The 13,235-nt window shown below is 65.2% G+C and carries 13 protein-coding genes and 2 pseudogenes; 5 read left to right on the plus strand and 10 right to left on the minus strand.

All coding sequences use genetic code 11. The annotated features are described in order from the left end of the window. Positions 1-118: 118 nt before the first annotated feature. The 9 genes from LK996_RS09190 to LK996_RS09230 form a co-directional block, all read right to left on the minus strand. The gene (locus LK996_RS09190; protein WP_230526894.1) at positions 119-1,279 is read right to left on the minus strand and encodes a zonular occludens toxin domain-containing protein; all 1,161 of its coding nucleotides are present in this window, start codon (positions 1,277-1,279) and stop codon (positions 119-121) included. Then, entirely contained in the window at positions 1,279-1,605 is a 327-nt protein-coding gene (locus LK996_RS09195) for a DUF2523 family protein (RefSeq protein WP_230526895.1), read from the minus strand. Before LK996_RS09195 ends, LK996_RS09190 begins: the two co-directional genes overlap by 1 nt. Next, a complete protein-coding gene (locus LK996_RS09200) occupies positions 1,605-3,110 on the minus strand; it encodes a hypothetical protein (protein WP_230526896.1) in 1,506 nt (501 codons plus the stop codon). The genes LK996_RS09195 and LK996_RS09200 overlap by 1 nt, the downstream gene beginning before the upstream one ends. Before the next feature lie 132 nt (positions 3,111-3,242). Then, entirely contained in the window at positions 3,243-3,494 is a 252-nt protein-coding gene (locus tag LK996_RS09205) for a major capsid protein (protein WP_230526897.1), read from the minus strand. A 46-nt stretch (positions 3,495-3,540) separates the two neighbouring features. Beyond that, positions 3,541-3,759 (minus strand): hypothetical protein, encoded by a 219-nt coding sequence (locus tag LK996_RS09210; protein WP_230526898.1) that lies wholly within the window; start codon positions 3,757-3,759, stop codon positions 3,541-3,543. A gap of 3 nt (positions 3,760-3,762) precedes the next feature. Then, positions 3,763-4,098, minus strand: a complete 336-nt coding sequence (locus LK996_RS09215; RefSeq protein WP_230526899.1) for a single-stranded DNA-binding protein — start codon at positions 4,096-4,098, stop codon at positions 3,763-3,765. Beyond that, entirely contained in the window at positions 4,067-5,206 is a 1,140-nt protein-coding gene (locus tag LK996_RS09220; RefSeq protein WP_230526900.1) for a replication initiation factor domain-containing protein, read from the minus strand. The genes LK996_RS09215 and LK996_RS09220 overlap by 32 nt, the downstream gene beginning before the upstream one ends. Positions 5,207-5,416: 210 nt before the next feature. Beyond that, a complete protein-coding gene (locus LK996_RS09225; protein WP_230526901.1) occupies positions 5,417-5,704 on the minus strand; it encodes a hypothetical protein in 288 nt (95 codons plus the stop codon). Positions 5,705-6,310: 606 nt separating this feature from the next. Further along, positions 6,311-7,174: a VOC family protein gene (locus LK996_RS09230; protein ID WP_230526902.1), complete on the minus strand. Its 864-nt coding sequence runs from the start codon at positions 7,172-7,174 to the stop codon at positions 6,311-6,313. A 100-nt stretch (positions 7,175-7,274) separates the two neighbouring features. Between LK996_RS09230 and LK996_RS09235 the strand changes: the two are divergent. Beyond that, positions 7,275-9,065: pseudogene (locus LK996_RS09235) on the plus strand (ferritin-like domain-containing protein); the annotation flags it as partial. Between the two features lie 128 nt (positions 9,066-9,193). Continuing rightward, complete coding sequence (locus LK996_RS16760; RefSeq protein ID WP_425493756.1) at positions 9,194-9,328, plus strand: CDGSH iron-sulfur domain-containing protein; 135 nt, start codon at positions 9,194-9,196, stop codon at positions 9,326-9,328. Positions 9,329-9,346: 18 nt separating this feature from the next. On the opposite strand, the gene LK996_RS09240 is transcribed toward LK996_RS16760, so the two are convergent. Further along, entirely contained in the window at positions 9,347-10,720 is a 1,374-nt protein-coding gene (locus LK996_RS09240; RefSeq protein ID WP_230526904.1) for a metal-dependent hydrolase family protein, read from the minus strand. Positions 10,721-10,895: 175 nt separating this feature from the next. Here LK996_RS09240 and LK996_RS09245 point away from each other — a divergent pair, with 175 nt between their 5' ends. The 3 genes and pseudogenes from LK996_RS09245 to LK996_RS16685 all read left to right on the plus strand — a co-directional run bounded on the left by LK996_RS09245 (position 10,896) and on the right by LK996_RS16685 (position 13,233). Further along, positions 10,896-11,264 carry a DUF1129 domain-containing protein gene (locus LK996_RS09245; protein WP_230526905.1) on the plus strand — a complete coding sequence of 123 codons (369 nt, stop codon included), beginning with the start codon at positions 10,896-10,898 and terminating at the stop codon, positions 11,262-11,264. Between the two features lie 139 nt (positions 11,265-11,403). Then, positions 11,404-11,973 (plus strand): annotated as a pseudogene (locus LK996_RS16680) (SLC13 family permease); the annotation flags it as partial. A gap of 411 nt (positions 11,974-12,384) precedes the next feature. Further along, positions 12,385-13,233, plus strand: coding sequence for an SLC13 family permease (locus LK996_RS16685; protein ID WP_343225880.1), 849 nt, complete (start codon positions 12,385-12,387; stop codon positions 13,231-13,233). Positions 13,234-13,235 lie beyond the last annotated feature (2 nt).

Genomic DNA, 13,235 nt, shown 5'->3' on the forward strand with positions numbered 1-13,235 from the left:
GCACGGAGGCTCAAGGCAGCAACGAGCGGTTCGTTTGCGGTGCAGGGCGACTGTACCACGGCCGCTACCGATGTCCGCTTTGGGTCGAAAGCGGACACTTGGGACGAAACAGCCCCAGTCACCAGTGGGGAGGTCCGTCGCCCTGCCCGCGCATGCCGCCGTAAGCCGTCACAGGTTCGACCGCGCTCCCTACCACGCCAACGGAAAGCGGCCCTGTCGGGCCCGTCTCCTTCCCGCCGCCCCTGTCCTGGCGCTGCGCCTCTTGGCGCTCGCGCGGCTTATAGGGGTTATACGCGCCGCCCCTGGTCGCAATGTCCTTGCACGTGCGGAACGGCATTGTGTAGTCCGTGCCCTGCTCCGTCAGGCACGTGCAGCTTTCGTCCTGGTGATCGCCCTGGGCGTCCACGCCTGGCGCGGCGTAAACGCAAAACGCTTCCGGGTCGGAGACTGCCTCGCGCTTGTCGAAAATCTCAGCCGACCAGGGCATGCCAGGCACGCGAGGTTTCAGTTTCGCCAGGTACTCATCGGTGTTGATCGGCTCCCCCTTGCTGGATGAGCCCGGCATTCCGGATTTCGCTCCTCCGGCCGTCGCTGGCGCTCCGTCCGTCGTCGCTTCTTGTCCTGGCGGTTTCATCCCGTTGGCGAACGTCTCGCGCACGTTGCCCGCGACAACGATCGAGCCAACGACGATGGCGACCAGGAGCGCCGCGGCGGCCGGGTAATACCAGGGAACTTTTTTCTCGCTGGTGTCGAGGACAGTGGATTCGTAAAGACCTCGCGGACGCTTCGGCAACGCGACGCGCTTCAACAGGATCGGGTGCGCTTTTTCCGGGTTGCGCTCGAACCTGTCGAAGATGCGCAGGTGCGCGAACATCAGGCCGAAGCGCCGACGCACGTGCACGTGCTGTTCGATCAGGTCATGCACGAAGTCATCGACCTGCTTGGCTGGCGACTGCGACACGAAGATGAAGTCCAGGCCGCGGTGACGATGCTTGGCGAGCTGCTCAACGTGATACGGCACCTTCGTACCTGGTCCGCGCTTCGGCAGCATCCCGTGTTCGTACGCTTCATCGACCAGGCATACCGCGCCGTCCGGCAAGAAATTCGGCCAGTCCTTGAATTGCTCAGGCGTGAGCGGCAGACAGCCCGCCTTTTCATGCAGGAAGCCGCGCACGTTGCACACGTACACCAGGCGGCCTTGCTCGACGTAATCCAACGCCTTGTCGATCGCGTGCAGCGTCTTGCCGTGGCCAGGTTGGCCCGTGAACCAGGTAAGCATCAGCCGCCTCCCGCGTTGCCTTGCAACTCGGCCAGTTTCTCGGTCGCCACCAGCATTACCTTCCAGCCGATTTGCGACGCGATGGCGGAGATGACCAGGACCATGAAAATGTCGATACCGCACGCGCCCAGGAAGTCGGTCGCCTGGGTGGGCAAGGACGACGCCTGGTCGGCAAGCCAAGACTTCACCTCGGGCATCGCCTGGTTGAACGTCACCCAGGACAGGCCCATGAAACTCATCACCCTGGCGTAGATCGCCGACGCGGCGACCTTCAGGCCGGTGATGACCAGGTTGCTTGCCTTCTGCAGGATTTCTTCGATGCCCATTAGTCGCCTCGCCAGCCGAGGATGATGCGCAGCGCAATGAAGCTTCCCAGCAGGAAGAACACCGCGCGCACCATCGTTGTGAAGTCACAGATCCACGGCACGCTGTTCAGATCGAACGATCCGAAGAGCCCGAGGTTCAACGTTCCCAAGTCGGGACACGAGCGCGACCAGGACAGGCCCGTTTCATCGAGGACTGGCGCACCGAATGAAGCGGTTTGCACCTTGCCGACCCCTTCGCCTGGCTCCTCCCCTGCCCCCTCGGTGCCGTCGCCCTCCCCTGGCACTGTCCAATCCGGCTGGCCGTCGCCGTTGGCATCGGTCTTCTTGGCGCGACACGCAATCTCGCCTTGGAGAAGCATCGCCTTGCAGGCCACCTGATCGCCCGTGCAGACCAGCAAAGGATTGCCGTTGGCGTCGCATTCGCCACCGCCCTCGACCTTGTTCTTGTCGGGACTGCAACGCACGCGCCAGATCATCAGCAGTGATGCGCACCCGACGTTATCGCCGCTGCACACCGGCGGCGCGTCGCAGCCCTCGCCGCCACTCGCGCTTCCCTGGTCACCTTCCTCGCCGTCATCGCCTGGTGTCTGCCCTGGCGGCTCGCCGTCGTTACTGTCCCCCGCGTCCGTCCCGTTCCCGGTTGACCAGTTGTTGGTCGTGTTGTTGATCACCGTGCCGCCAGGCGTGGTCGTGCTGGTCGTCGTCGGCTTGTTGGCATCGGTGAACGTTTCGCCAGGCGGCGGCGTGGGTGCAGGCGGCTTCGTGTCTGCACCTGGCCCGCGCTTTTGCGCGATGTTGCCGTCCGTCTTCGTGCCGGTTTCGCCTGGTCCCCAGCAAATCTGCCGGCCGGTTGTCGCGGTGTAGCAATGCCGGCCATCCGGCTTGACGCACATCGTGAGATTTTGTGCGGTCGGCGTGTTGCAACTCTCGGGCTTGATGTCGGGCGGAGCATCGTTACCGGTACAGGTCCCGCCGGTATAACCAGGCGTTCCCCAGATCACCGTTTGACCGCTCGATGTGCTGGAACCGGTCAAGCCAGGACGCATGCCGTACTGGCAACCATCGTGGCATTTCGGGCCGGTGTAGATCGCCGTGCCGTTCGACGGTAGCGCGTCATTCTTGTTCAAACACCGCTGCGTTGGGTCAACGCATTTACTCGTCGCCCAATCCCACACGTTCGGCGCAACGCACCCATCGCCAACGAGCTTGTAAACCGCGTTCGTTCCATTCGGACTAAACGCGCCAATGTGATTCGGGCTCGGCGGATTCTGTACGCGACACGCGTATCCCTGGTTCGGCACGAACACCGCCACCCATTGCTGGCATGCACTCATCGCCTGGGGGAAGGTGCAGGAATTCGCGAACGACTCGCACGACTGGTAAGTAATCGGCCCAGGGTTGACCGCACGCGCGTCGTCGATGCCCAGCCAGGCGAACGCCAGGGCAACCACGACGAACGCGACGCGGCGCACGATGGCGCTGGCAAACATGCGCGCGATGTTCATACAGCGTCGTACGCCAGCCAGAACGCGCCGAGAATTCCGATGATCACCAGGTAGCCCATTGCTCTCTCCCTCGTTGAAAAAAAACGCCCTGGACAACTACGCCAGGGCGTTTTCCGGTGACACCTGGTCGCCTTACTTCGCCTTCTTGATCAGCGAATACAGCACGAACAGGAACACGACACCGACCAGGATCACGAGGATGCTCGTGATGTCGGTTTCGGCCGACGTGAGCTTGCCGGTGGCGGCGCTGGTCAGCGTGGCGGTCTGCGCCATCGCCTGCTTGGTGGCGACCATCGACGTACCGACGACGCCGACGAGCGCCAGGGCCGCGCCCTTCATCTTCTGGACGCCCTGGTGGATCGCCTGGCCAACCTTCTTGAACATCGAACGCATTGTTTTCTCCCTTGGAGTGAGCGGCGGAATTGCCGCGTTAGTGGCTGTAACGCCCCGGTTGCCCCGCGCGAATCGTCAGCCTGGCAATCAGGCCGATCGTCCACACTCCCACGATGGCGCACGCCAACTGGAAGCCTTCTTCCACCGTCAACTCCGGGAACGCTGACGGCGGATAAGTCCAAAACGGTGCCGCGCACGTCTGCGTCGACGCGTCGAAGTCTTCGGTCTTGCACGCGTAGACGAGAACGGACGGCACGGGTTACGCCTTCGCCGTCGCAGGCAGTAGCGGAACCAGGTAATGCGCCTTCGACAGCTGCGCTTTTTCCTTGTTGACCTGGAGCATCGCGGCGACGTCGAGGACGTACTCACCGACCGGCCAGGCGGCTTGCTCTTCTTCCAGGCGAATGACGAACGGGTACGCGAAACCCTGAACTTCCAGCTTCGCCTTCTGCGTGCGCGTTGCGCCCGTGCGTGTCTTGCCCTGGTCGTCCACGAACTCCCACGGCTTGGTGACGACCTGGTTGCTCAGGACAGTCACGATTGCGACCGCCAGGAGCGACGGATCAAAACGGTGCGAGTAGGTCTTCAGATTCATCGTAGTTGCCCTCCGGGGCTGGGTACTGCGCGGCCACTATTTCAGGCCACAATTTCGCTGCGGATTCGCTTGACCACGGAGGCAGCTTGTTCCCCGTGAGCGATCTGATGACGCGACCGAGTGCCTCGTTGTCCGGCACGTTGAGCGCGATGAAGTTGAAGGTGTTGCCGTACTGGCGTTTCAGGTGTCGGCGCACTGACTTCCATGTGGCCTTCGCGGATTCCTTCGTCACGTCGATGCGCAATGCGCACGCCTGGAGGAACCGCAGCACCGGATACGCGCCGAGGAGATACGCACTCGGATCGCGCAACATGTCGAGCGGCAGGTCTTTGCGCGACGATGCGCGGAACTGCGCTTCGTATCGCACCCACTCGCTCGATGGGTCGCCCATTTCGCGGCCCTTTTCGTACACGCGCAATTGCCGTTCGCTCGACGGACTACCGACGTAGAACGTCTTGCCTGCACCGCTTCCGAGGTCGTCGTACAGGCGCGCTTTCGGACGCTGGCCGCGATTGTCGAACTCGCCTTCGTCCCACCACTGCCGCGCCAGGCGCACGGGATACAGGCCTTGCGTATCGTCCGCGCACACATCTAATCGTGTGAGTCGGCCTCCGGTGCTTTCGAGCTTCGCTCGAAGCGCCAGCCACCGCTTCGCATGGCCGTCGCCCGCACCGTCGCAGCGCCGACAACCATCACCGGACAACTCAAGGCGACACGTGACCGTGCCATCGCGGCGCAACGTGTGCGCGCCACCCAACTCAACAACGCCGCAGAAGTCGCCGCTGATGCCGTCCTGGATCGCGATGCGCCAGGCATAGAAGCGACCGCCGCGCACGTCATCCGACAACACCATGCCGCAGCCGCCCAGGTAGAACCCGAACACGTACTGCGCGAACCGCAACGCGGTCTCGGCGCTGATCGTGATATCCGTCGCCGTCGCCAGGCCGCCATCGAACTCCGCGCCGGTTTCCCTGGCAGCGGCGAACAGATCGACGGAGAACGCAATCCAGTCGAAACCGACCGCGATGCCCTCTTCCGGCTCCTGCCTGAACTCACTGACTCCCCTGTTAGACGAGGGGAGCATCGCCCCCGCGCCGTCAGCCGCCATGACTCACCCCCGGAAGGGCGCGCACGAACGCGGCCGCCTTTGCGTGTACGACGCCAGGAACGCGACATGCCGCTAGCTGCGCTTCAATGACGGCGACCTGGCGCGCGGCGTTCTCACGCGCAACCAGGCGAATGGAAAGGTTCTCTGCGATGGACAGCCACATCGCTTGCGTGGTGCGCAACTTCTGCACCTGGTCAACGGTGAGCGGCCTCACAAGTGGCCCCGCTTCGCAACCACCGGCTGCGCGTAGCTGCGGTCGATGATCACGCTATCCGGCGTGCGGCGGCCGCACTGCCAGCAATGCCAGGCGTCCATGCACTCGACGTAATCGTCGTCGTGGAAGCCAAGGGCGCACCGCACGTTGCCCGCTGCGCGGATGCGCTCGATCAGGGCGGCGATGACCAGGAGAACGATGGCGCCGATCAGGGCGCCGAGCAGTAGCAGCGAAACGGGCGCCTGGACAGCGAGCCAGAGCGCAGCAGCGTCGATGAAGCGCATCCCCTTCCCTCCCCTAGTGGGCGGGGGCTCTGCCGGTCCTAGGGGGAGGCCGGGGGCCTGCCCCCGCCGGGTCGGCCCTTCGTCTACACACGTAGACGAATGGGACGGAAGCTAAGCGACTACACGTGTAGGCGTCAACGGCTGTAGTCTCCGCCCGTAGCCGTTTCTGACAAGCGGCAGCGGGGGATTTATGGACTGGGCTGAATTCTTCGAGCGTACGAGGGCCGCAGCTGGCGTCGAGAGCTTCGCGAAGCTCGCACCCCTGCTGCGGATCACCGATGGCGCGATTTCTCACTACCGAACCGGCAAGCGCGTTCCACCTCCGTGGGTCGTCGCCTCTTGCTTACGTCTGCAAGGCCACCCCTCACCCGAGCGCGAAGCTGCAAAACTCATGCAGCGGGCAGCCCACAGTGACCAGGAGCGGGCCTTCTGGCGGAAGCTCGGCACGGCCGCTGCATTTGCGTTATGCGCAGTAGTCGTGAGCGGGATTGCTGCGCCGACAACCACTTACGCTCAGACGTTCGCTGCACTGCATCTTACGTAGTATCTCGAAGTGCCTACAGACGCCTCTGCATCTGCCTCCGACGTTTCACGCCAGGTGGCCCACTATCCGGCTCCCCCCGAGATCATCCGTTGCCTTGCCTCGAACGCGTTCCGGAATGTCTGCTTCACCGGGCCCAGCGCCTGCACGAACTCGAGCTGCTCACCCTCCGGGCCTTTGCAGTAGATCAGGCGCCAGCCTTCGGACTTGCCTTCGGTGATGCCGTTGGAGTTCGCGTCGAGCGGCGCCGCACGACGCTGCTGTTCGGTCGCCACCGTGACGACCCGGTTGGCTTTGACCTGATCCATGCCGCGGCGCGCGGCCTCCGTCTCGAGGTCGCGGATGAACACGTTGAAGTCGACGTCGTCGCGCAGGTAGAAACAGACGTGCATGGACCTCGGAAACGCCGGGCTCATGAGGTCGCGCGGATCGGCGAAGCTCTGGCTGCCGCCCATTGGCGTTCCCGCGTCGCGGTACTGCAGCAACTCGATCACGACGTTGTCGAACTGGATGAAGCGGACGTCCAGTCGCTGCGCGCCGCCTCGCAGATCCGGGATGCCGCGCGTGAGCGGATTGACGCCGCGTTCGCGCGCCAGGATGTCTTCGTCGGTCAGCAGCGTGTTGTGGATGCGCTCGCCCTGGAAGTCGCCGTCGCGCATGACCTCGGTGCCGCCGAGCACCTCGGTGTAGAACGCGTACGCGCGTTCCATGTCCTGCACCGTGAGGCCGAAATGTTGCACGCCCTGGAGTCGTGCGCCGAGCGAACCCGACGCGAGCGGCGCAGCGACGGCCGTATCGCGCGTCTGTGCACCAACCGGCGACGCAGTCACCACCGATGCGGCCACGCCCGCGACCAACGCGGAGCCCGCATTGCACAGCACCGCACGACGGCCCGCATCGACTTCGCCCGATTGCCCATGTGCTTTCACGTTTCGCCTCCGTGTTGGCGATATTGCAGAGCTTGAACGGCGCGTGCCGAATCGCGCGAGTCTATTGCGCGATGCACCCACTCGCGTAACGATCCGGCAAATGGACATCCGGTTCGCAACACCGACGTCGCGCGAGCAGCTTTGGGCATTGCTCGCTGAAGCCGCCGAGATCGAACACCACCTGATGTGCTGCTACCTCTATGCGGCCTTCAGCATGAAGGAGCGCGTCGACGAGGACCTCTCGGAAGCCGAACTCGAAGCCGTCCGGCGCTGGCGACGCGAGATCATCGCCGTCGGCGTGGAAGAAATGGGACACCTCGCAGCGGTCTGCAACATTCTTTCGGCGCTCGGTGCGCCCGCGCACTTCGTCCACCAGAACTTCCCGATTCCCGCCGGCTATCACCCGGCGGGCGTGGTCGTGAAACTCGCGCCGTTCAATCCGCAGACACTGGCGCACTTCGTCTTCCTCGAGCGACCGGTCGACTCCGACGTGCGCGACGGCGAAGGCTTCGAACCGGCCCGCAGATACGCACGCGCGCTGGACATGGATCGCCTGATGACGGTGTGCACCGACTACGACACCGTCGGCGAGTTGTACCAGTCGGTGATCGCGGGCCTCATGTCGTTGTGCGAAGCGCTGGGAGAACGGCAACTCTTCGTCGGCAATCCCGATCACCAACTCGATGCGCACGTCACGCGACTTCCCAAGTTGAAGCCCGTGCGTTGCCTGAAGACCGCAATGGAAGCGATCGACTGCATCGTCCTCCAGGGCGAAGGCGCGTCGGTGTGCGGAGGCGACTCGCATTACCAGCGCTTCCGTCGCATCCAACAGGAATACGACGCGCTGCTCGCCGCACGCCCGACGTTTAGGCCCGCGCGCATGAGTGCGCACAACCCAGTGATGCGCCCTCCCCCGACACCCGAAGGCAAGTTGTGGGTCAGCGAAGAGCCTGCCGCGGCGCTGCTGGATCTCGCGAACGCCCTGTACAACCACTGCCTGCGTTGCCTGTCGCTCGCCTACGGCGGTTTCGATCGCACGACGCAGTCCTCGCTTGTCGACGCCACCATCGAGCTGATGCACCTGCTGACACCGGTCGCGTCGATGCTCGGCTGCCTGCCCGCGAACCCGTGCATGCCGGAGGCAACTGCCGGCGTGAGTTTCGCGACGATCCGTTCCTCGGCGGCGCTCACCGCCGATGTCGTCAGCCTCGAAATCCTCGCCGAACGCCTGGAGCAGATCGCGCGACGTTGCGACGGACTCATGCAGCCGCATCCGGATCTCGCGTCCCTGCTCGCCTCCACGCGCGACGGCACGCAGCGTCTCGCGAACCGGCTCCGCGGCCTGGCGGCGGAATCGCGGGAGCAAACGGCGAGTGCGCCGTCTGTCTCGGCGCATTCGATGGCCGCGCGTTCGACCGCGGCACCATCAACGGCGGCACAGCCCACCGTCGCTGCGACAACGACAACGACAACGACAACCACGTTGTCAGACGCACCGCCGCAACCGATTCCGCTGGAAGACGGCGTCGAACGCATCCCCGGCGCGCACATCGACCTGATCTACAACGGCAAACGCTGCATCCACGCTCGACATTGCGTGCTGGGGCTACCCGGCGTATTCATCGCGAACGTCGAAGGCCCGTGGATCGCACCCGACGCAGCAACGACCGAGGAACTCGTCACCGTCGCGCACATGTGCCCGTCCGGCGCGATCGGTTATCGCCGTCACGACGGCGGCGCGGAGGAAGCGCCGCCACCGGTGAACCTGGTGCAGTTGCGCGAGAACGGCCCGCTCGGCATTCGCGCCGACATCGTGCTCGACGGCGTGCGCATCGGCACGCGCGCGGTGTTGTGTCGCTGCGGTGCATCGAAGCACAAACCCTTCTGCGACGGGACGCACAACGAGATCGCGTTCCGCGCGGGCGGCGAGCGCGACACGATCGAGCGCCATTGCCGGTGCGCAACGGGCCGCTGCACATCGATCCGGAACACAACGGCCCGCTCGTCGTGCGTGGCAACGTGGAAATCTGTTGCGGCACGGGCCGCACGATCGATCGCGTCACGGACGCGCGTCTTTGCCGCTGCGGCGGCTCCTCCAACAAGCCATTCTGCGACGGCACGCACCGGCGCAACGGGTTCAACAGCGACACGTGATTTGACGCGCGACCGATCTCAGAGCGTGTCCTTGTAAATCACGCCATCCTTCATGATCACCTTGAAGTTGCGCTCCGGATCGGCGACCAGGTTGATGTCCTCCAGCGGGTTGCCCTCGACCAGCAACAGGTCGGCGAATGCACCTTCCTTGATTACGCCGACGTCGTTCTTGTAAGGCGTGCGCTTGCCGGAGAGCTTCAGCAACTCCGCATTGGTGCTGGTCGCCATGATCAGGATTTCCGGCGGCGAGAACCACTGCGACATGCTCGCGAGGATCGCACCCTGGCGTCCCGCGAGTGCGCTGGAAAACAGGACGTCCGTGCCCCAAGCGGTCTTGAGCTTGTACTTCTTCGCCAGCTTGTAAGTTTGATCGGTGCCGTCGAACACTTCCTGCGCTTTCAGCCATTCGGTGGAGCCCACCGGGAACGCGTCGGCCAATTCCCTCGGCAGCGGCTGCGCGCTCAACCACGTGCCGGTGCGCGCGATCATGCGCGCGGACTCGTCGTCCATGAGGCTCGCGTGTTCGATGCATTGCACGCCGGCGCGGATGGCGCGCTGGATCGCTTCCGGCGTATACGCGTGCACGGTCACGTAAGTGCCCCAGTCGTTCGCGGCGCCCACCGCGGCGCGCAACTCTTCCTCGCTGAACGTGACGACATCCAGCGGACTGCTCGGCGACGACACGCCGCCACCCGCGGTCAACTTGATCAGGGCCGCGCCCTGCTTGAGTTGCTCGCGCACGCGGATGCGCACTTCGTCCGGAGAATCGGCGATGGCGGTGCCGCCGATCTCGTCCATGAACGACGCGGGCGCGCCGAGCGTGCGCGGCAGGTCGCGCGGGGTGCGGAAGTCGCCGTGTCCGCTCGTGACACTGATCATCGCGCCTGCTGGCCAGATGCGCGGCCCGGGAACACGTCCCTGGTCGATCGCACGTTTCAACGAGAAGGATGGGCCGCCGACGTCGCGCACCGTGGTGAAGCCACGCATCAGCGTGCGCTGGGCCTCGACGACCCCGACGATGTTGAGCGTAGCCTCGTCCGCCTGCAGCGCCGCGATCACCGGCAATCCGACCAGGAGGTTGTGCCAGTGCACATCGATCAGGCCGGGCATCAAAATGCGCCCGCCTCCGTCGATCACGCGCGCATCCGTCGCCGCTGCGGCATCGGCCGAGATCGAAGCGATGACGTTGCCGCGCACGAGCACGTTGGTCGGCGCGGAGAGTTGCGACGACACGCCGTCGAAGACGCGCACGTTGCGGAACAGGACTGCGTTGCCCGTCGGCTGTGCAGTCTCCGCTTGCGGCGTCGAGGTGTCCTGCGCTGCAGCGAGTGCCGCAGTCGTCGAGGCAAGGAGGATCCACGCGATGACCGTCCAGGCTGCGCGCATACCCATGAGCTTGCCTCCTGGCGGAATGCCTCAGTCTATGAACGACACGTAAGTTCTTCGTGATGCTGGTGAGACAAAGTTGCACTTACTGTCGAGTTCGCTCACGCGGCGTGCACTCACATCGCGGTCTGCGAGGCGGGCCTAAGGTCCGCATGAATACCGACCGCCATGGAGGCCCGTCATGCAGATGCTCCAGACCGCCGCAATCCTGTTCGCCATCGCCGCGCTCGGCGGCGTGCTGATGGCGGGCATTCGATTCGCACGCAAGGTCAATCCGCCGGCGTGGGTCGCCATGTTGCATGGCTTGCTGGCGGCGTCGGGTCTCACGTTGCTCGCCTATGCGTTGTGCACGCAGCCGCTCGGAAGCGCACACGACACTGCGACCGTCGCCCTCGTGTTGTTCCTCGTCGCCGCGGCCGGCGGCGCGGTCATGAGCCTGGCGTACAAGTGGAAGAACCGCTTGCTGCCGGCCTGGCTCGTGGTCGTGCATGCGACCGCCGCCGTGCTCGGGTTCCTCGTGTTGCTGTTCGCCGCGTTTGCCAGCGCGTAAGCCGCGCGCAGCCGCACGTCACGCCCTTCCCTGGCCTGCCCTGCCCCGGCCTGCCTGCCATTGGCTGGCCGACGTTCTACGATGGGGGCGTATGCACTGAACAAGCCCGAGATCCCGAGCCCGATCGCCGACGCCGACGACGATGACCCTCCAACTCCAGCTTGTCCTCGCCCTGCTCGTTGTCGCGATCGTCCTGTTCGCGATCGGGCGCCCGCGCACCGACGTCGTCGCGCTGCTGATGATGGCCGCGCTGCCGTTCACCGGCGCGATCGACGTCGGCGAAGCGATTGCGGGCTTCGCCGATTCGAACATCGTGCTGATCGCGCTGCTGTTCGTGATCGGCGAAGGCCTGGTGCGCACCGGCGTCGCGCGGAAGATGGGCGAATCCATCGTGCACCACTCGGGCGGCGACGAAACGCGGTTGCTCGTCGGCCTGATGCTGGTGGTGGCCCTCGTCGGTTCGATCATGAGTTCGACCGGCGTCGTCGCGATCTTCATTCCAATCGTGTTGCGCATCGCGCGCAGCACCGGCATCTCGCCGGGCCGCCTGATGATGCCGCTGAGCGTCGCCGCGCTGTGCAGCGGGATGATGACGCTGGTGGCGACCGCGCCGAACCTCGTCGTCAACGGCGAAGTGTTGCGCGAGGGACACGACGGCTTCCAGTTCTTCAGCTTCACGCCGTTCGGGATCCCGATCCTCGTCGTCGCGATCGCGTGGATGCTGATCGCACGGCGCTGGCTTCCGGGCGATGCGCAGGCCGAAGGCGCGGCGAAGCGCCCCGGCTTCGCCGACTGGATCGAAAGCTACGGGCTGGCCGGGCGCGAGTATCGCGTGCGCGTGCGGCCCAACTCGCCGCTGATCGGGCAACTCGCGGCGGACGTGGAAGACCACGCGCTGCTGGGCACGCACGTGCTCGCATTCGAACGCCTCGCGCGTTTCGGTCGCACGCGCCTGGTCTCGCCCGAAGGCGCACGCATCCATGCCGGCGATGTGTTGCTGCTCGACGCGCACGCACCATCGCTCGACTGCGAAGCGATGCTGGAGGCGCAGGGACTCGATGCGCTGCCGCTGCAAGGCGCGTGGTTCTCCGACTACGCCAACGACATCGGCATGGCGGAGATGATCGTGCCGATGAACTCGCGGCTGGTCGGTGCGTCCGCGCGCCATGCGCGCTTGCGCGCGAGCCACAAGCTCGCGGTGCTCGGCGTGAAGCGCGGCAAGACCGCGGAAGTCAAACGCGTGGAGGAAGTGAAGTTCCAGGTCGGCGACACGTTGCTCGTCGCGGGTCCATGGAGTGCGATTCGCGCGCTCGGTTCCGACCCCGGTCGACTGATCCTCCTCGACCTGCCCGCCGAATTCGACGACGTCGCACCCACCGCGTCGCGTGCGCCGTTCGCCATCGCCACGCTCCTGCTGACGATCGCGATGATGGTGAGCGGCGTCGTGTCGAACGTGCACGCCGCACTCATCGGCAGTTTGCTGCTGGGCGCGACCGGTTGCATCGACCTGCGCAGCGCGTATCGCTCGATCCACTGGCCGAGCCTCGTGCTGATCGTGGGCATGCTGCCGTTCTCGCTCGCGCTGCAGCGCACCGGCGGCGTCGACCTGGCGGCGGACATCCTGGCCGCCGTCGCCGGCGACGCGAACCCGCGGCTCATCCTCGCGGCGTTGTTCGCCGTCACCGCGATCCTCGGCATGTTCATCTCGAACACCGCGGTCGCCGTGCTGATGGCGCCGGTCGCGCTTGCGCTCGCGGAAGAACTCCACGCATCGCCGCACGCATTCGCGATGACGGTGGCACTCGGCGCGTCGACGGCATTCATGACGCCGGTGTCGTCGCCCGTGAACGCACTCGTCGTCGGACCGGGCGGTTATCGCTTCGGCGACTTCGTGCGGATCGGCACGCCGCTCGCGGTGATGGCGTTGGTCGTGACGGTGGTGCTGGTGCCGCTGGTGTATCCGGTTTGAAG

The organism is Noviluteimonas lactosilytica (assembly GCF_020866925.1).
GTDB classification, from domain to species: domain Bacteria; phylum Pseudomonadota; class Gammaproteobacteria; order Xanthomonadales; family Xanthomonadaceae; genus Noviluteimonas; species Noviluteimonas lactosilytica.

Excerpts from the sequence above, each read along its gene's own strand:
- LK996_RS09190 (WP_230526894.1), bottom strand. The coding sequence starts at position 1,279 with ATGCTTACCTGGTTCACGGGCCAACCTGGCCACGGCAAGACGCTGCAC.
- LK996_RS09225 (WP_230526901.1), bottom strand. The coding sequence starts at position 5,704 with ATGCGCTTCATCGACGCTGCTGCGCTCTGGCTCGCTGTCCAGGCGCCC.
- LK996_RS09215 (WP_230526899.1), bottom strand. The coding sequence starts at position 4,098 with ATGAATCTGAAGACCTACTCGCACCGTTTTGATCCGTCGCTCCTGGCG.
- LK996_RS16685 (WP_343225880.1), top strand. The coding sequence starts at position 12,385 with ATGATCGTGCCGATGAACTCGCGGCTGGTCGGTGCGTCCGCGCGCCAT.
- LK996_RS09195 (WP_230526895.1), bottom strand. The coding sequence starts at position 1,605 with ATGGGCATCGAAGAAATCCTGCAGAAGGCAAGCAACCTGGTCATCACC.
- LK996_RS09240 (WP_230526904.1), bottom strand. The coding sequence starts at position 10,720 with ATGGGTATGCGCGCAGCCTGGACGGTCATCGCGTGGATCCTCCTTGCC.
- LK996_RS09220 (WP_230526900.1), bottom strand. The coding sequence starts at position 5,206 with ATGGCGGCTGACGGCGCGGGGGCGATGCTCCCCTCGTCTAACAGGGGA.
- LK996_RS09200 (WP_230526896.1), bottom strand. The coding sequence starts at position 3,110 with ATGAACATCGCGCGCATGTTTGCCAGCGCCATCGTGCGCCGCGTCGCG.
- LK996_RS09245 (WP_230526905.1), top strand. The coding sequence starts at position 10,896 with ATGCAGATGCTCCAGACCGCCGCAATCCTGTTCGCCATCGCCGCGCTC.
- LK996_RS09205 (WP_230526897.1), bottom strand. The coding sequence starts at position 3,494 with ATGTTCAAGAAGGTTGGCCAGGCGATCCACCAGGGCGTCCAGAAGATG.